The 17,822-nt window shown below is 45.4% G+C and carries 10 protein-coding genes and 1 tRNA gene; 2 read left to right on the top strand and 9 right to left on the bottom strand.

Annotated features, from left to right (window positions below):
• Positions 1–2 precede the first annotated feature (2 nt).
• The 8 genes from rsxD to HRQ85_RS13240 form a co-directional block, all read right to left on the bottom strand.
• The gene (gene rsxD / locus HRQ85_RS13275; protein WP_050633736.1) at positions 3–1,049 is read right to left on the bottom strand and encodes an electron transport complex subunit RsxD; all 1,047 of its coding nucleotides are present in this window, start codon (positions 1,047–1,049) and stop codon (positions 3–5) included.
• On the bottom strand, positions 1,049–3,946 hold the full coding sequence (gene rsxC, locus HRQ85_RS13270; RefSeq protein WP_172379819.1) for an electron transport complex subunit RsxC: 2,898 nt from the start codon (positions 3,944–3,946) through the stop codon (positions 1,049–1,051). Before rsxC ends, rsxD begins: the two co-directional genes overlap by 1 nt.
• A 7-nt stretch (positions 3,947–3,953) precedes the next feature.
• A complete protein-coding gene (gene rsxB / locus HRQ85_RS13265) occupies positions 3,954–4,547 on the bottom strand; it encodes an electron transport complex subunit RsxB (protein WP_048611571.1) in 594 nt (197 codons plus the stop codon).
• A 2-nt stretch (positions 4,548–4,549) separates the two neighbouring features.
• A complete protein-coding gene (gene rsxA, locus HRQ85_RS13260; RefSeq protein WP_004734039.1) occupies positions 4,550–5,128 on the bottom strand; it encodes an electron transport complex subunit RsxA in 579 nt (192 codons plus the stop codon).
• Between the two features lie 269 nt (positions 5,129–5,397).
• Positions 5,398–6,402 (bottom strand): substrate-binding domain-containing protein, encoded by a 1,005-nt coding sequence (locus HRQ85_RS13255; protein ID WP_172379818.1) that lies wholly within the window; start codon positions 6,400–6,402, stop codon positions 5,398–5,400.
• 314 nt (positions 6,403–6,716) lie between these two features.
• Positions 6,717–9,818 (bottom strand): beta-galactosidase, encoded by a 3,102-nt coding sequence (locus tag HRQ85_RS13250; RefSeq protein WP_172379817.1) that lies wholly within the window; start codon positions 9,816–9,818, stop codon positions 6,717–6,719.
• A gap of 173 nt (positions 9,819–9,991) precedes the next feature.
• Positions 9,992–10,894 (bottom strand): MalM family protein, encoded by a 903-nt coding sequence (locus tag HRQ85_RS13245; protein WP_172379816.1) that lies wholly within the window; start codon positions 10,892–10,894, stop codon positions 9,992–9,994.
• A gap of 107 nt (positions 10,895–11,001) precedes the next feature.
• On the bottom strand, positions 11,002–12,246 hold the full coding sequence (locus tag HRQ85_RS13240; protein ID WP_172379815.1) for a carbohydrate porin: 1,245 nt from the start codon (positions 12,244–12,246) through the stop codon (positions 11,002–11,004).
• A gap of 846 nt (positions 12,247–13,092) precedes the next feature.
• Between HRQ85_RS13240 and HRQ85_RS13235 the strand changes: the two genes are divergently transcribed.
• Both HRQ85_RS13235 and melB read left to right on the top strand, forming a co-directional pair.
• Positions 13,093–15,210 carry an alpha-galactosidase gene (locus tag HRQ85_RS13235; protein ID WP_172379814.1) on the top strand — a complete coding sequence of 706 codons (2,118 nt, stop codon included), beginning with the start codon at positions 13,093–13,095 and terminating at the stop codon, positions 15,208–15,210.
• Between the two features lie 475 nt (positions 15,211–15,685).
• Positions 15,686–17,059, top strand: a complete 1,374-nt coding sequence (gene melB, locus HRQ85_RS13230; protein WP_048611582.1) for a melibiose:sodium transporter MelB — start codon at positions 15,686–15,688, stop codon at positions 17,057–17,059.
• Positions 17,060–17,349: 290 nt separating this feature from the next.
• Here the strand turns inward: melB and HRQ85_RS13225 are convergent.
• Positions 17,350–17,425: transfer RNA gene (locus HRQ85_RS13225), tRNA-Asn, on the bottom strand.
• Between the last annotated feature and the right edge of the window lie 397 nt (positions 17,426–17,822).

Below are 17,822 nucleotides of genomic sequence, written 5' to 3'. Positions count from 1 at the left end.
CCTTAGTGGCCGTATGTACGAGGTTTGGTGTAGTAGTCAATCAGTGGAACACACATGTTGGCTAACAATACAGCAAACGCCACGCCATCAGGGAAACCACCCCAACTGCGGATGATAAATACCAAACCGCCGATCAGAGCGCCAAACACTAAGCGACCTTTCACTGTTGTTGATGCTGAAACTGGGTCGGTCGCAATGAAAAATGCGCCTAGCATAGTCGCACCAGACAATAGATGAATGGTCGGTGATGCGGTCTCGCCAGGAGTGAACATCAAGAACACTAGGCTAAATAGGGTCAAGCTGCCCAGAAACGCTACTGGGATATGCCATTGAATCACGCGTTGCTTGATAAGCACTAAGCCACCAATAAGGTAAGCAAGGTTTACCCATTCCCAACCCACGCCAGCTAACCAGCTAAATTGAGGTTGAGACAGAGCTTCAGACGCTGTGTTGCCTGCCGTTAATGCGGTTTTGAAGGCATCAAGTGGCGTCGCCATTGTGGTGCCATCAATCCCTAAACGAGCTTGCTGTAGAGATAATCCTTCATTATTGAAGCCAGTAAAGATCATCAAGAATGAGTCAACAAAACTGGTTGCTTCAGCCGTTAAGCTAGCTGGAGCATTCCAACTGGTCATCTGAACTGGGAATGAGATCAGCAAAACAACGTAAGCGACCATCGCTGGGTTAAATGGGTTTTGCCCAAGGCCGCCGTATAGGTGTTTCGCGATGACAATTGCGAAGAACATACCTATCACTAGAATCCACCACGGAGAGTGCGGAGGAATCGCGACACTGAGTAGCCAAGCGGTGACAACAGCACTGTAATCACGTAGCGCCATCACTGGTGGGCGCTTTCTTAGCAGCATGATTGCCGCTTCAAAGGTAACCGCAAGTGCGATAGCAAATACTAACTGGATGAGCGTACCCCATCCGAAGAAGTAGGTTTGAGCTAGTAGACCTGGCAATGCACAAATAGCGACCCATTTCATCAGATCTGGGGTGCTTCTACGACTGTGTGCGTGCGGTGAGCTGGCGATAAAGAAGGCCACTACTCTTTCTCCTCATTATTCTTTTTATCTAGCTCTTGCTGTGCTTTTCTTGCTTTAGCACGAGCAATAGCGGCAGCAACGGCTGCTTTTTTAGGATCGACGGGTTCTGATTGAGTTTCAGCCTTTACTTCAACTGCAGGTTCAACCACAGATTCAGGCGTTTCTGCTGACTCTTCCTGTTTCGCTTGCTGTGCTTTTCTTGCTTTAGCGCGAGCGATTGCGGCAGCAACAGCAGCTTTCTTAGGATCGACTGACTCTTGTTGAGTTTCAGCTTCCACTTCAATCACTGGCTCAGGAGTTTCTGCTGTTTCGTCTTGCTTAGCCTGCTGTGCTTTCTTGGCTTTAGCACGAGCAATCGCGGCGGCAACTGCAGCTTTCTTAGGATCGACTGACTCTTGTTGAGTTTCAGCTTCCACTTCAACCACTGGCTCAGGAGTTTCTGCCGTTTCGTCTTGCTTAGCTTGTTGAGCTTTCTTCGCTTTAGCACGAGCAATCGCAGCAGCGACGGCATCTTTCTTAGCGTCGCCAGAGCTTTCAGCTGGAGCTTCACTTTCGGTTTGAGCAGCTGATTCTGCTTGTTGGGCTTTTTTCGCTTTAGCACGAGCGATAGCTGCAGCAACGGCGTCTTTTTTAGCGTCGCCAGTACTTTCAACTGGAGCCTCGGAAGCTGAACCTGCTTGTTGTGCTTTCTTGGCTTTAGCACGAGCAATAGCCGCAGCAACTGCATCTTTCTTGGCATCGCCAGAGCTTTCTGCCGGAGCGTCAGAAGCTGATTCCGCTTGTTGAGCTTTCTTGGCTTTAGCGCGAGCAATGGCTGCAGCGACAGCATCTTTCTTGGCATCGCCAGAGCTTTCTGCCGGAGCGTCAGAAGCTGATTCCGCTTGTTGAGCTTTCTTGGCTTTAGCACGAGCAATGGCCGCAGCAACGGCATCTTTCTTGGCATCACCAGAGCTTTCTGCCGGAGCGTCAGAAGCTGATTCCGCTTGTTGAGCTTTCTTGGCTTTAGCGCGAGCAATAGCCGCAGCAACGGCGTCTTTCTTGGCATCACCAGTACTTTCAGCCGGAGCCTCGGAAGCTGAACCTGCTTGTTGGGCTTTCTTGGCTTTAGCGCGAGCTATAGCAGCAGCGACAGCATCTTTCTTGCCATCACCTGAGCTTTCTGCAGGAGTATCAGTTGCAGCCTGTTGTGCCTTGCGCTCTCGAGCTTGTCGTTTACGTTCTTCACGCAATTTCGACATTTCAGAGTTGTCTGGTTCAGCGCCATCCGCTTTCTGAGCCGCAGCTTGCTTTGCTTTTGCTTTAGCAATCGCAGCGGCTACCGCAGGTTTCACGGCTGGTTCTGCATTAGGTGTTTGGTCTGCCGCGGCTTTTTGCGCTTTAACGCGAGCAATCGCAGCTGCAATCGCATCATCACCATCCGCAGACTTCATATCTTTACGACGGTTGTCAGCAGCTTTCTTGAAGCGGTTTTCACGTTCTGCTTTGTCGCGCTCCATACGAGCGTTTTTCTCTTCGAAACGAATCTTGGCGCGCTCTGCAGCTGTTGCTTCGTCTTTTCTTGTTTTGATTTCAGCTTTCGCTTGGCGATAGTATTGAACAAGAGGGATTTCACTTGGGCAGACAAACGCACAAGCACCACATTCAATACAGTCTTTAATATTCAGTTCTTCACACTTATCCAACTCGTTGGCTTTTGCATGCCATTGAAGTTGTTGAGGAAGTAGAGACGCAGGACAAGCTTCAGCACACGCGCTGCAACGAATACATTCCATCTCGTAAGTACTTGGTGAGATCTCACGACGCGTTGGCGCTAAAATACAGTTCGACGTTTTAGTGATTGGCACATTGGCGTGTGGCAAGGTAAAGCCCATCATCGGGCCGCCCAAAATTAAACGCGGCAGTTTTTTATCCGCTTTGTAGCCAAACTCTTCAAGTAACTCGTGTACAGGTGTACCTAATAGTGCCCAAACGTTACGAGGTTGCTTAAAGGTTTTACCGGTTAAAGTCACCACGCGGTTAACCACTGGTTCACCGTCGATTACCGCTCGCTTAATTGAGTAAAGAGAGCCGACGTTTTGAACCAAAACACCAATGTCTGCTGGAATACCGCCAGCCGGAACCTCTTTGTTGGTGAGGATCTTGATTAGCTGTTTCTCACCACCAGAAGGATACTTAGTTGGGATAACACGAATGACGATATCTTTGTCTTTCGCTGCAATCTCAAGTGCTTTTATCGCGTCTGGTTTGTTGTCTTCAATGCCGATAACCGTCAGCTTTGGTTGAAGAATGTGTTCAACCACTTCGATGCCTTTTAATACTTCGTCGGCATGTTCTTGAAGCAACTTGTCATCAGAGGTGATGTAAGGTTCACATTCCGCAGCATTGACAATCAAAATGTCGGTACGACCTAAGCCTGATTGAAGCTTCTTAGCCGTAGGGAAGCCTGCGCCGCCCATGCCCGAAATACCAGCTTGGCGAATCACATCTAGCAGTTCATCAGAAGTCTTTGTTGAAAAATCTTCAACTGGATTTTTTTCAATCCAAGTGTCTAAGCCATCAGGTTTAATAACCACGCACATTTCGCTCAAGCCTGAAGGGTGAGCGGTGGTTCGAGGTTCGATAGCGGTAATCACACCCGATGTTGGTGCGTGTACAGGTAACGTAAAACCTGTATCTAAGGCAGTAAGTTGCTGACTTTTTAGCACAGTGTCGCCAGCAGCAACCAATAGGTTACCTGGCTTACCGATGTGCTGTTTCACAGGAAGAACGATTTCTTCTGGAAGCCTTGCATGGACGATATCAGTAGTATTCGACTGTTTCTTGTTTTCAGCAGGGTGCACGCCGCCAGGGAAGTTCCAAATAGAGCCCGTGCGAATTTGTTCAATTAAAGAGATCATACTAACCCTATGCTTTAGGCTCTGACGCAGCCGCATCAGTCGCTTGGTTAGTGATATCAGTAACAGGAATGATGTTCATCTGCCATTTCCAATTTTCAGTCGTTGTTGCCACTGGAATCATTTCAATACAGTCAGTAGGGCACGGTGCGACACATAGATCACAACCTGTACATTCATCTTTAATTACTGTGTGCAGCGCCTTGGTGCCACCAACAATGGCGTCAACAGGGCAGGCTTGAATACACTTGGTACAGCCGATACACATATCTTCGTGAATGAAGGCAACGGTTTTTACTTTGTTATCTAAATCATGAGCGGAGTCTTCAACTTCTACGCCCATTAAATCTGCTAGCTTCTCAATGGTTGCTTGGCCGCCCGGAGGACATTTGTTGATCTTGTCTCCGTTAGCGATCGCCTCTGCGTATGGGCGACAACCAGGGTAGCCACACTGGCCACATTGAGTTTGCGGTAAAATGGTGTCGATTTGATCGACGATAGGATCAGCTTCAACTTTAAAACGGATAGAAGCAAAACCCAAAATAGCGCCAAAAACAGCGGCTAAAACGGCTAGCGCAATGATCGCAATTAAAATGGTACTCATGCTTATTTCACCAACCCAGTAAAGCCCATAAATGCCAGAGACATTAGGCCAGCTGTGATCATCGCAATCGATGCGCCTTTGAATGGCATTGGAACATCAGCAACCGCAATACGTTCACGCATTGCAGCAAATAAGATCAATACAAGAGAGAAACCCACCGCTGCGCCGAAACCATAGATGATCGACTGAATGAAGTTGTGGTTTTCATTGATGTTCAGAAGTGCCACACCTAATACCGCACAGTTGGTGGTGATAAGAGGCAGAAAGATACCCAGCAGGCGATAAAGAGTCGGGCTGGTTTTGTGAACCACCATTTCCGTAAATTGAACAACCACCGCGATAACCAAGATGAAACTCATGGTACGTAGGTATTCAATACCCAGAGGGGTAAGGATGTAGGTTTCTACTAGGTATGCAGAGACCGACGCTAACGTTAGAACGAAAGTCGTCGCGAGGCCCATGCCAATCGCAGTCTCCAGTTTCTTGGAGACTCCCATAAATGGACATAGTCCTAAAAACTTCACTAGCACAAAGTTATTGACTAGCACTGTGCCAACCAACAACAAAAGGTATTCGGTCATAATGGATTAATTCTTGAGATTCCGATCCCGATATTATCCTGCTTTGCTCACCTAATAACAACCAAGGATCACTAGGGATTTAGACACTTGGTGAAAAAATCAACGGGTAACCGTTTGATTAAGATGGATCAGGTTAAGTATAGGTGGGTATTTGCGGGGAATGAAAAATAAGATTAACTCAATGATAACTCACCGAATCAATCTTATTTTCTTTGTTGTAAAAAATGTCGAGGAACGAAATGACTTAGTCTTTATGGAGCTGAGCTTTTTTAATTAATGTTTCTAACAGAGGCTCTGCGCACCAAAATTGGCATAAATAGCTTATGTTCCGGGTGCTCTTTTGGCTCGTCACTTGCGAGTTGCAGAGAGAGCTTAACCGCTTGATTAGCCATGACTTGAATTGGGTAACGAATGGTGGTCAATCGAGGGTAGATGAAGCGAGCAATGTGGCCGTCATCAAACCCAATAACTGATATATCTTCTGGAATACGAACGCCATTTTCTTGTAATAACGCCAAACAGCCTGCTGCCATGTAATCGTTATACGTTGCAATGGCTGTGATATCTGTGTTTTTTGCCATTAAGTTAACCATGGCTTGCTCACCGCCTAGCTCGTCAGGTTCACCATATTCGATGTACTCATCGTTCGATTCAATACCGTGATCTTTCAATGCATCCAAATAGCCACCTAAGCGGTCGTGAGCATCTTCAATATCGTGACTCGAGCAGATGTAGCCAATGTGTTTGTGGCCGTTTTTAATCAAATACTCTGTCGCGATGTAAGAGCCGCGGCGGTTGTCGAGAGCAATACAGCGGTTTTCGATATCGGGAACAATGCGATTGATCAGCACCATGCCGGGCACTTCATTCGCTAGCTTGACCAGCTCTTCGTCGCTAATGCCTTTGCTATGAACCACGAGTGATTCGCAGCGGCTGTTGATAAGCAGGTTAATCGCATTACGCTCTTTGGTGGCGTCATGGTAGCCACTGCCAATCAGTAACTGCTTTTCTTGCTCACTTGCCACGGTATCAATGGCTTTGATCATCGAGCCGAAGAACGGGGCAGAAACATCATTAACCAGTACACCAATCGCGTTTGAAGATTTGCTGACTAATGCACGGGCGTTGGCATTTGGGCGATAGCCGAGTTTTTCCATAGCGGCTTTTACCGCCGCAATTGCGGTTTCACTGGTGTGAGGTGCATTGTTGATTACTCGAGAGGTGGTCGCGATTGATACGCCTGCTTCCTTCGCAACATCTTTAATGGTAGCCATTCCGCTCTCTTATTCTGAATATAATGCTGTGTGCTGATGGTTGGACATTTAACAACGGATAGTTAGGCAATTCAAATACTAAACATCAAATATGACGAGGTTTGATGGTTTATTTTTGGTTGACTGATTAGTTTGAAAATAAAAAGCCAAGCTCTAGGTTTGAGCTTGGCTTTTGAGTCACATTGGCGTGTGGGCTGTTGTCGTTTGAACTGCTGTCGTATGAGCTGTTGTCGCGTGAAGTAAGGTCATCACAGGTAACCCAAAGTAATAGGGAACCAAGTGGCTTTAGATCAAACCACTTGGCCCGAATCTACTTACGATGCGCTTGTTAGCGTAACCTGATAACGGTATTGATTGTCTGTGAGTTGAAACTCTTGGTGAACACTTGGACTCCAAGAATCATCACCACCAACGCCCATATGTTGGTGATCAACGCGTACATAGATTTTCTCTTCACGAGTCAGGTCATTGGTATGCTTAGCATCCGTTAATTGTTGCTGGCTGTACTGACTCACACTGAATGAAAACTCGCCTTCGATCCTGATATTTCCAACATTCAAGTTTTTGGTTCCGCAACGTAATCCGCTATCGGTTGGGAATATATACGGCGTATGCATCTTATCCAGTGTTTGTTTGTGTAAACCGAATCGCGCAGCAGTCAAACGGTCTGGATAGTTTTCAAAAGGACCTAATCCCTGCCAAGAAACTGGAGTTTCATTGCTTGTTTCGAGTGGTAAAGGCAGCTCCATTTCAAGGCCAATGCGCGGCATCGGCGGTAAGTGACCAGCTAAAGTGACATCAACCGCGATGTTCATTTCGCCTAGGTTATTTAAGGTGTATTGCCATTTTGTAATCGCTTGGATTTGGCCATTAAATTGGTAGGCAAATACTGACGTCACTTGTACTGAGTCTGCGAGTGCTTGCACGACACAACTTGTACACTGACGTTCCCATTGACCAATGCCTGCAAGTTCCCAGCGACAAGCCCATGCATTTGGGTCGATGTTGTCTATCTCACTGATACCAATATCGTTATCAAGTGGCGCGCGATAGAAGTTATCGACAGGTGCCTTGATAACTTGCGGTTGTCCATCAACGATCCAGTGGGTCAACAATCCACTCTCTGTATCCCATTGCCATTGATGTGTTTCATCTAGGCTAGACACGACCACTTTATTGTCTTGCTGATGTAACTGGGGAGCCAAAGCATTTGCCGTGCTAGGGAATTGCAAGCCAGCATGGTTACGTAAAGCAAATTGCTCCGTCGCACAAACATGGCCTTCTTCTGCCCACTTGGTTGAATGAGTCAGAGTAATATCGGTGTTGAGATGATATTCGGCTTGTGCTTTTGGCGTGAAAGCAAGGTCAATGACCAGCTCTTGTTTACTATCTTCAGCAACCGATAAGACTTGTTGCCCCGATTGAATCACGATGCCATTTTCGAGCAATTGCCAGCGTAAGATCTCATTGTCAGTCGCTCGGAACAGGTTTTCATTGGTTACCGTTAGGCTGCATTGATCTTCAGTTTGCTCTGCTAACGTCACATTGATCATTCTCTGGCAGTATTTCGCCTCTTCCAAGGTCGGGTGTACGCTGCGATCTGGGAAGATCAAACCGTTGATGCAGAACTGACGGTCGTTGATGATGTCGCCAAAGTCTCCACCATAAGCCCAGAAGTGTTCACCGTTTTCATCCCACTGGCTTAATCCTTGGTCAACCCAATCCCAGATGAAACCGCCTTGTAGACGAGGGTATTCTCGGAATGCATCCCAGTAATCATTAAAGCTACCTAAACTGTTACCCATTGCGTGTGCGTATTCACAAAGAATAAGCGGGCGTTGCTCGTTAGGCAGAGAAACCCATTTCTTGATAGACCATTTTGGTACAGCATCGTCTTCGATAGTGCTGTTAACGCGTGCGTACATTGGCGCAATGATATCGGTAGCTGTGGTATTTGAACCACCGCCTTCATACTGCACCGGGCGAGAAGGATCGTACTGTTTCGACCAAGCATACATCGCATTGTGGCTGCTGCCGTGCCCTGACTCGTTGCCCAAAGACCAGATGATGATAGAAGGGTGGTTCTTATCACGCATGACCATTTGCGTGTAACGACTCATATAAGCATGTGCCCATTGTGGATCCGCAGACAAGCGATTCATAGGCTGCATGCCATGGGTCTCGATGTTCGCTTCATCACACACGTATAAACCGTATTCGTCACACAACTCGTACCATCGTGGGTGGTTAGGGTAGTGGGCGGTGCGCACAGCATTGAAGTTGTACTGCTTCATTAGACAGATATCGCTGATCATGTCTTCTTCTGTCATCACATGCCCCAACTCTGGGTGATGCTCATGACGGTTGACGCCGCGAATCAATAGCGGTTTGCCGTTTAGCTTTAGCTGACCGTCTGTCATTTCGACTTTACGGAAGCCAACTTGATAAGCTTCACTTTCTATGTGGTTACCTTGCCAATCAAGCAATGACACGACAATTCGGTAAAGGTTAGGAACTTCTGCGCTCCACTTCTTCGGATCTCGAACATGAATAGTTTGGAATACCACATCATCGTAGGTGCCACGCTCGTCAATTCGTCGATTATGAGGGCGATCGATAAGTGGCTCAGTCACTGCGTTTTCACCGTCAAACAGTTGAACCTGAACTTGGTAAGTGTCTGGTGCCGTAATTTTGGTGACAATAGACAGTGAACCATCGCGATAGCATGCGTCTAAGTCCGGCGTAACGAACACATCTTCAATGCACTGCTTTGGTTTAGCTAGTAAGGTCACATCACGGAAAATACCGCTTAGCCACCACATATCTTGGTCTTCTAAATAGCTACCATCACACCAACGTATCACCATGACAGAAAGCGTATTGTCGCCAACCGTTAGATACTGAGTTAAGTCGAACTCGGCAGGTAAGCGGCTATCTTGGCTGTAACCAACCCAATTGCCATTACACCAAAGATGAAAAGCGGAATTGACGCCATCAAAGATAATACGTTGGGTGTTCTTTAGGTCATTTTTAGTCAACGTAATTTGAGTGCGGTAACAACCGGTTGGGTTTTCTGCCGGTACAAACGGTGGGTTCACTTCAAATGGGTATTTTACGTTGGCGTAGATAGGTTTATCGTAGCCTTGCATTTGCCAGTTCGATGGTACGGTAATCTCGTCCCATTGTGAGTCATTGAAACTTGTTTCGATAAATTCACCGTCAACTTGTTCAGGTGCATCAAAGTATTTGAACTTCCATTGTCCATTAAGAGATTTACGTTGTGACTCAATGCCGTCTCGAGCGTGCTTAAGGTTGCGGTAGCTTGATAATGGGCTGTGCGCATTAAGGCAGTGGATATTCACAGACTGTGGGTTTTCCCAATCGCGTCTTTGGATGATGTTTGAAAATGCCTTCATGGTATTCCTACTCTTAAAGTGTTCAATATTGGTAATAATTCTATTAAGTCATCGGTCTTTTAAGCCGTGATGACCGTTATCAAATCGTTGGTTTTGCGTATTGTTCTGCGTATTGCTCTGTTGGCTTATTGAGCTATTGAGCTATTGAGCTATTGAGCTATTGAGCTATTCAGCTATTCAGCGAGCTGTTTTAATAAATAATCTTTTGCTTCGGGCATACCCTGTTCGGCCGCTTGATTAGCAATAAATGCGGCTTGTTTGATGTCATTGTTGTTTAGGGCTTGGTCAATGTCCTTTTGGATATTCAACCATTGCGCCTTTTGATTGGTTTCAACTGTCTGAGTTGATGGTTGAGAAACTTGCGTTGAACCTAAGGTTTCGGGTTCATTGTTGGATGAAACGCCAAGCTCAGCCAATAGGGTCAAAACCGCACTGTTTGTTGATTGGCTCGCCGTAACATCAATGACACCTACGCTGCTCAACGTCGCAGTCAACGGCAGTTGCTTATTGCCAATAATCTGCTGAGATTCTGAATACAGATCTTCAGGATGAATTCGATTGATGGCGCTATCTAACTTAGTGCTATCGGCGCTGACCACAATAAATTGCGCGTTGTCTCGTTGAGGTTCGAGTGCAATTGATGCTTCAATTCTTTCTAACCCTTGCATCGCTGTCGGGTAGTAAGTGAAGTCGTTAGTCCTGTATTGACCAAGCAGTCGCCATTGTTTGTCAAAGACGTAGATAGACGGTGCGAATAGCGCATCATTTTTAATGTATGAACGAATGAGTAAGGACAGCGATTCTGTCGTGTCACTGATTTGGTACGCGATGGTCGGAAAGCGTTGGCTATCCGTTTGTGTATTGTCATTTAACAATGAAGAGGAAAGGGTCGGTAAATGACCGTCCATAATCACTTGTTGGTGGAATGGAACAGACAATTGCGTCATTGGCAGCGCACTTAGCTGAGAGCAGCATGCACTCTCATTGAAATCAGTATTAAGTTCCTTTTCAGGTATTCCGCTGCATGCGCTAACGGTGAGTGCAGCGACAATGATCACCAATGCTTTTAATTTCATCTGATTGCTACCTTAGTAAAGGGGAAAACATCGGCTTTCCCCGTTAAATTGCTATTCCAGTGTTGAGCGTCAATTCGTTGATTGAATAGACGCTCGGGTGTGGTGGTTTACCACCAAGTTTCTACGTTGAAACCAAAGGTAATCTCGTCAACAGTCTCGGCATTGATGCTTGTTGCCGTTCCATAAGTCTCGTTACCACGATCCCATTCGTTGTTGGATTCAGAGTAAGTTGCAAAGATACGGATAGATGGGCGAGCCCATACGCCTTTGCCAGCTTGGAACATTTGAGCGACAGTCACTTTGTACATATCATTGGTGCCAGAGCCGTTTTGTGCTTCTACCGTTTCGTAACCGACTTCAAGTGCTGTCGACATATAATCTGTCCAAGCATATTGAGGACGAGCACCCACACTGAACCATTTCTCACCATCGTTGTTATCTAGGTTGTTATCTTGATAAGCGATGGAGTACATGACTTGAACATCTTCACTGATATTTAAATCACCATGGTTAAATAGACGCCAGCTGTAGCCATCATGTTCGACGCCAGTGCTGTACTTTTTGTCTGAACCACCTTCAGCACTCATTAATCCGCCAGCTAAGGCATCAGTACCGTATTGGAAGGCCAAGGTGTTTGAACCGTAGTTCCAAGCTTGACGGTAAAGAGCAGAGAGCATTGCGCCAGAAGTAGTAATGTCTTTATCGTCGTAGCTCGAGTTTTGCGTGGTCACGTAGTTCAAACCAAGAGTAAGATCCGCTGTGTCACTCAATTCAATACCGCTTAAGCGAGCATCAATATTGTGAAGACTACGCCCATCGTCACTTGAAGAATTTGGCGCCATCCAGGCCAAATGTGCATCTGCAAACCCTAGATCCCAATCTTCAATACCTAAACCCGTACTGGATGTATCCCAGTATTTCACGTCAATCATGTGGACTTCATGGCGTCGGTAGAAACGTTCTCCGGCCCATACTTTCGCGTTAGGTTGTCCTTCGATAAGGCCATGACCCGCCGACCAAAGCTGAATCGTACTGACGTCCCCCCAGCTATCACCGCTGCCTAGATAAATCGTGGTATCAAAATAAGCGTCATTGTCACGCCATACATCGGCTTTCACACCCGCTTCCCACCAATTCAGTTCATTACCTAAACGGTAGTTACCGTAACCTTGACCAGCTCGAATAACGTCGTTTCGTTCTCCTTTGCCATCGTTATGTTGGTCATTATCGGTGTAGATGTTGCCCCATTTCGCATAACCAAAATACGTTACGTTTTCCACTGCAGCGAAGCTGATTAATGGGGTGAGGGCCAGAGTGAATCCTAATGCTTTAACTAGCATTTTTTGTTTCATGAAGTGTCTCCATTATTTTTTATTTATGGATATTTTTATGTTTGAGTCCTAACTCGAGCGAGAGTGTAAATAAACAATGGAAACGTTTTCATGATGAGGTTGGCATTTTTACGCTATTGATGGGTTTGTGATTATTTTGTGTGATTTTGATCTGGTTATTGAGCTTGTAGTGGCAGTTTTATAGAGGTTTCTGTGGGGTTTTAATGGAATCGTTTTCTATTTCAGGGGAGGAGGGGGTTGATCGTGCGCTAAAGTTGAAGTTGCTCGTTGTGTTCGAACATCGGTAATAGTGATGTGGGGCTAGAACTAGTAAGGGTTTGGGGCTTTTTTGAGGGGAAAAGCAGCCCAGTCAATGATAACTGGGCATGTGAGACAAGGAAGCAAGTATTAAATTCAATGCCGAAGCTAGGCTACAGGCATTGCGTTCTATACCGTCAAGCTGGAATGTAAAAGTTAGGACCCAGGGAGACACTTCATAGTTGTACTCTAAAGGTTAAGAATACGAGTGTGGTGTGGTGAGTTCAAGAGGAAATGTGTTTGAGCCAATTTTCAAATTAAAGACTCACCATAAAGCGTTGAATTTTAATGGGTAAATTGTTGTTAAACTCCTATTTATTTTAACGTTATAGCGCTTTATTTAATGTGGAATACCCCTATTTTTGGGGATTAGGAGCATATGCGTTGAGATGGTGGTTGGCATAAATCTTTGAATTAGGGGGTATTATTTGAATCTATTAATCTCAAAATATTTAATGGAAACGTTTTCATGATTTTGGGTTTGATCACAGAAACTCTCAGCTCAATAATTATGATACGGGGTAATTAAACGCGTTAAGGTTAAATAAAATGACGAATAAATCCCTAGTAGAAATTACGGGTAAAGACTCGCAACTGATCGTTGAACTTGGTGATTTCGCCGAAATTCTGCATTGGGGAGTTCCAGTTCGTTGCGATCTAGCGAACTTTCGTGTTTCTCTTCAAAGGCCTGTTCCTTACGGTCGCCTTGATAATGATGTCGCTATGTCGCTGAGCCCTGAACTCGGGCGCGGCGTTTTCAGCAGTCCGGCATTAGAAGGGCACCGAGATGGGTTGGACTGGGCGCCTGTTTTCTCTATTACGGATATTCAACAAACACCATCTAGCTTAATCATTGAGAGTGAAGATATGCGTGCAGGCTTACATTTAACAACCGAGTTATGCCTTGATAAACATGACGTTGTGAAATCTCGTCACACCTTAACCAACGTTAAAGCCGGCCTTTATCAGGTGAACCGTCTCGCTAATACTTTGCCTTTACCAGCAAGAGCTAATGAGTTGATGACGTACTACGGCCGCTGGGCACATGAGTTCCAAACGGTGCGCCAACCCTTACAGCAAGGGGGCTATCAACAAGAAAATCGCCGCGGACGAACGTCTCATGAACATTATCCAGCGATGGTTGTTGGTACCGCTAACTTCAATGAAATGGCAGGTGATGTGTGGGGAATTCACTTCGCTTGGAGTGGTAACCACAGACTGCGCGCGGATGTAAAAGCAGACGGTCGTCGCTACGTGCAAGCGGAAGTTATTTATCTACCGGGTGAGATTGCATTGGATGAAGGTGAAAGCTTAACGACACCTTGGTTGTATGCCAGTTTCAGTTCGGAAGGCTTAAATGGAATGAGCCATCAGTTCCACTCCCATGTGCGTGGTTCGATCTTGCCGGAGTCTTTCGCGCAAAAGCCTCGACCTATCCATCTTAATACATGGGAAGGCATCTATTTTGACCATGATCCTGATTATATTATGTCGATGGCTAGCCAAGCCGCGGATATGGGAGTAGAGCGTTTTATCATTGACGATGGCTGGTTCAAAGGGCGCTGCGGAGACAAGGCTGCGCTAGGGGATTGGTTCTTAGATGAAGAAAAGTACCCAAATGGTTTAGAGCCGATAGTTGAACACGTTAATCAGTTGGGTATGGAGTTTGGATTGTGGTTCGAACCTGAGATGATCAATAAGGATTCTGACTTATACCGAGCCCATCCAGACTGGTTGCTTGCGGTTGACGGCTATGACCAACCAACGGGTCGCAATCAATATGTTATCGATCTTCAGAATCAACAAGCATTCGACTTTCTGTTTGAGCGCCTTGATCACTTCTTAAGTCAGTACAACATTGCTTACATTAAGTGGGATATGAACCGAGAGGTTGTACAACCTGCGCATCTAGGCAGGGCTGCGGCTCATCAACAAACCGCTCGTTATTATGAGTTGGTCGATAAAGTTCGAGAGAAGCACCCTATGGTTGATATTGAATCGTGTGCGGCTGGTGGTGGTCGTATCGATTTTGAGGTTCTTAAGCGTACGCAACGTTTTTGGGCTTCAGATAATAACGATGCCTTAGAAAGACAAACGATTCAGCGCGGGATGAGTTACTTCTTCCCTCCTGAGGTAATGGGAAGCCATATTGGCGCGAGCCACTGCCACAGCACTCGTCGTCGTCATAGTATTGAGTTTCGTGGCCTAACAGCACTGTTTGGTCATATGGGGATTGAATTAGACCCTGTGAAAGAAGTTCAAGAAGAGAAGCAGGGCTTTGAACACTACATCAAGCTACATAAGATGCTGCGCCCGTTACTGCATAGCGGGAGAACTTGGCGAGTACCAACGGACGATAGTGCCCATCAAATCCATGCGGTCGTTTCCGAAGATGTGTCAGAAGCGGTGGTGATGATCGCACAGTTGGCGATGCCAACCAATTCGTTGAGTGGCCATTTGCGGATACCTGGGCTAGATCCACAAAGCCTATACAAGATCTCTGTGATTGATAAACCTTCAAACTACGATGATATTGTGAATTATCAACCGCCATGGACAGAGTCTGGCTGTGAATTATCAGGTGCTTGGTGTGCCGAGGTGGGGCTGACGATGCCAATACTCGATGCAGAAACAGCGATGCTGATTAAGTTTGAACGTATCGAGTAAGTTTTAACATAGACCTTATATTTGACGAACCGCGTAGGTGAAATTACGCGGTTTTTTATTGCCTTTAATAAGCCGTCATGAGCTATCTAATCAATTTGATGTGCCCTTAGAGATTGGAGAACTGTAGGTATTCCCAGTGTGATACTGCACTTATGTAATCGTTCTCATGCGTTACTTCACACTACGAACTGTTTTGAGCACTTTAATTAGCGATATTCTCTATCAATTCGAGGGTTTTATTGTTCGATCTCTCACTTTAGATATTTGACTGAAAACGTTTCCATTGAGTGGTTATTGATCACAGTATCTGTGCGTTGGAATGGTTACATTAGCGTCGGACTTGATACTTGAGTGTTTTAAGAAGCGACCACAGAGTGGCTCTAAAACTGAACTTGAGTGGATAAATTATTATAAATAAAAGGTAAGCGTTTCAACGTCTGTTAGGAGATGAAGTTACGCGCCTGAAGGAAATACTATGTCTGATCAAATTACTCTACAAACCAAATTATCGTATGGACTTGGGGCTTTAGGTAAAGATTTTGCCTGTGCTCCAATCTACATCTTTTTAATGTTTTACTTCACCGATGTTGCAGGGCTGTCAGCGGCGTTCGTGGGTACTATCTTTTTGGCCGCGCGCATTGTCGACGCGGTGACCGATCCAATGATGGGCGTTATCGTTGATAACACACGCTCTAAGTTTGGTAAATTCCGTCCTTGGATAGTGATCGGAACTCTGTTAAATGCTGTAGTGCTTGTTGGCCTTTTTAGTACGCATATGTTTGAAGGCACCACGTTATACATTTATGCAGCGGCTGCTTATATTCTGTGGGGCCTTACCTACACTATTATGGATATTCCATACTGGTCTTTGATTCCTGCACTATCGAGCTCTCGTCAAGAACGTGAAAAGCTGGTTGTTTGGCCACGATTGTTTGCTAGCTTGGCGTGGTTTATTACGGGTACTTACGGGCTACACATTGTCGGTAAACTGGGTGATGGCGACCAAGGACAAGGTTTCTTCAACGTTGCTATGTTGATTGCTGTTCTGTTCGTGATGAGTGCATTCTTGATTGCTCGCAACGTAAAAGAAAAATCGGCACCAGCAAATGCCAAACCAGCTGAGCGTTTCAGCTTTAAAGATGTAATGGTTATTATTGGTAAGAATGACCAACTAAAAGCACTTATTGGTACCGTATTGTCGTTCCAAATAGCAAACTTATTGGTTGGTGGTTTTGCGATTTACTACTTCTCTTACGCTTTAGGCAACGCTGACTTGTTCCCCGTTTATATGATGGTGGCAGGTATCGCTGAAGTTGCAGGCGTATTCTTGTTCCCTCGTATTGCATCAGTGTTACCACGCAAGCACCTATGGATTATTGCTTGTGGCTTCCCAGTGCTGTCTTGTATCACTCTACTTATCATGGGCTTTATCGCTCCAGGTAACGCGATTCTAATCGGTATCGCAGGTGCTGCAATCAAGTTTGGTGTGGGTATCGCTAACGCACTGCAAACTGTAATGCTGGCAGATGTTGTTGATTACGGTGAACACAAAACAGGTCGTCGCAGTGAGAGTGTTATCTTCTCTGTTCAAACGATGCTTGTTAAGTTTGCAGGCGCGGCTGGTGGTTTTATTGTTGGTATGGGCTTGTCTGTGGTGGGTTATGTACCAAACGTGGAACAGTCTGACAGCACTATCATGGGACTGCAGTTTATGATGGTAGGTTTACCAGCGATTCTAATGACGGTAAGTGCTCTTGTTTATAAGCGCTACTACCACCTGCATGAAGGGTTTGATCAAGACCAAGCCGGTAAAGAGACTCAGACTAATGTTGTTACAGCAGAAGCATAACCGCTAAAACGACGTCTCATCTAGAATAACGCTCAGTTTAGTCACTAAGCCCAAACGCCTCCTTGTGAGGCGTTTTTTTATGGATGTTAGCTAATCAAAGCTGTGCCTGTAGAGCTTTTGTTTCGACTAAAACGCAAAAAGCCGCATCGAGTGATGCGGCTTCTTTAAATTTGGCCCCCTTGTCGAGACTTGAACGCGGGCGGCTAGGTTTGTGACATTAACTTGGAACAAGTTAGTCGCAGTTATATACGAAAAAAGCCCAATCTTTCGATTGAGCTTTTTTCTGAATTTGGCTCCCCTTGCAAGACTTGAACTTGCGACATACGGATTAACAGTCCGCCGTTCTACCAACTGAACTAAAGGGGAATTGCTTGTTAGCGACGCGAATTCTAATAATTGTCCGGATTTCTGTCAATAAAAAATATCAGAAAAAAGTAAGATAAAAAACTTTACTTTCTTGAACGCCTTATAGGATTTAGCTTTGCTTTAGTTATCCACCAAAATTGTGGATAAGTGTGTGTGTGAAACTTTAACAACAATAATCGGGATAAATCGAAAAATGTAAAAATCTTATCTAACGTAATGTATTTAAAAGATTTATAGCCAAATGTCGCAATTGTATAACTTTTGTAGATTATAAAACGAACAGTAAAACAAGCGGTATTTTTAGGTTTTTTGGGGAAAAGTAGTGGATTAAAATTCGAGTAATTTAGCTGGGGAAACTTTGCAGGGGCACGGATAATACCAAGTTCTCAAAATAAAA

This window comes from Vibrio sp. Vb339, assembly GCF_902751245.1.
In the GTDB taxonomy this organism is placed as follows: Bacteria; Pseudomonadota; Gammaproteobacteria; order Enterobacterales; family Vibrionaceae; genus Vibrio; species Vibrio coralliirubri.
Note: the sequence above shows the minus strand (reverse complement) of the source record. Positions and strands in the feature narration are given on the sequence as shown.

Coding starts and splice junctions, on each gene's coding strand:
- HRQ85_RS13235 (WP_172379814.1), top strand. CDS start 13,093: ATGACGAATAAATCCCTAGTAGAAATTACGGGTAAAGACTCGCAACTG.
- rsxC (WP_172379819.1), bottom strand. CDS start 3,946: ATGATCTCTTTAATTGAACAAATTCGCACGGGCTCTATTTGGAACTTC.
- HRQ85_RS13245 (WP_172379816.1), bottom strand. CDS start 10,894: ATGAAATTAAAAGCATTGGTGATCATTGTCGCTGCACTCACCGTTAGC.
- HRQ85_RS13240 (WP_172379815.1), bottom strand. CDS start 12,246: ATGAAACAAAAAATGCTAGTTAAAGCATTAGGATTCACTCTGGCCCTC.
- melB (WP_048611582.1), top strand. CDS start 15,686: ATGTCTGATCAAATTACTCTACAAACCAAATTATCGTATGGACTTGGG.
- HRQ85_RS13255 (WP_172379818.1), bottom strand. CDS start 6,402: ATGGCTACCATTAAAGATGTTGCGAAGGAAGCAGGCGTATCAATCGCG.
- rsxB (WP_048611571.1), bottom strand. CDS start 4,547: ATGAGTACCATTTTAATTGCGATCATTGCGCTAGCCGTTTTAGCCGCT.
- rsxA (WP_004734039.1), bottom strand. CDS start 5,128: ATGACCGAATACCTTTTGTTGTTGGTTGGCACAGTGCTAGTCAATAAC.
- HRQ85_RS13250 (WP_172379817.1), bottom strand. CDS start 9,818: ATGAAGGCATTTTCAAACATCATCCAAAGACGCGATTGGGAAAACCCA.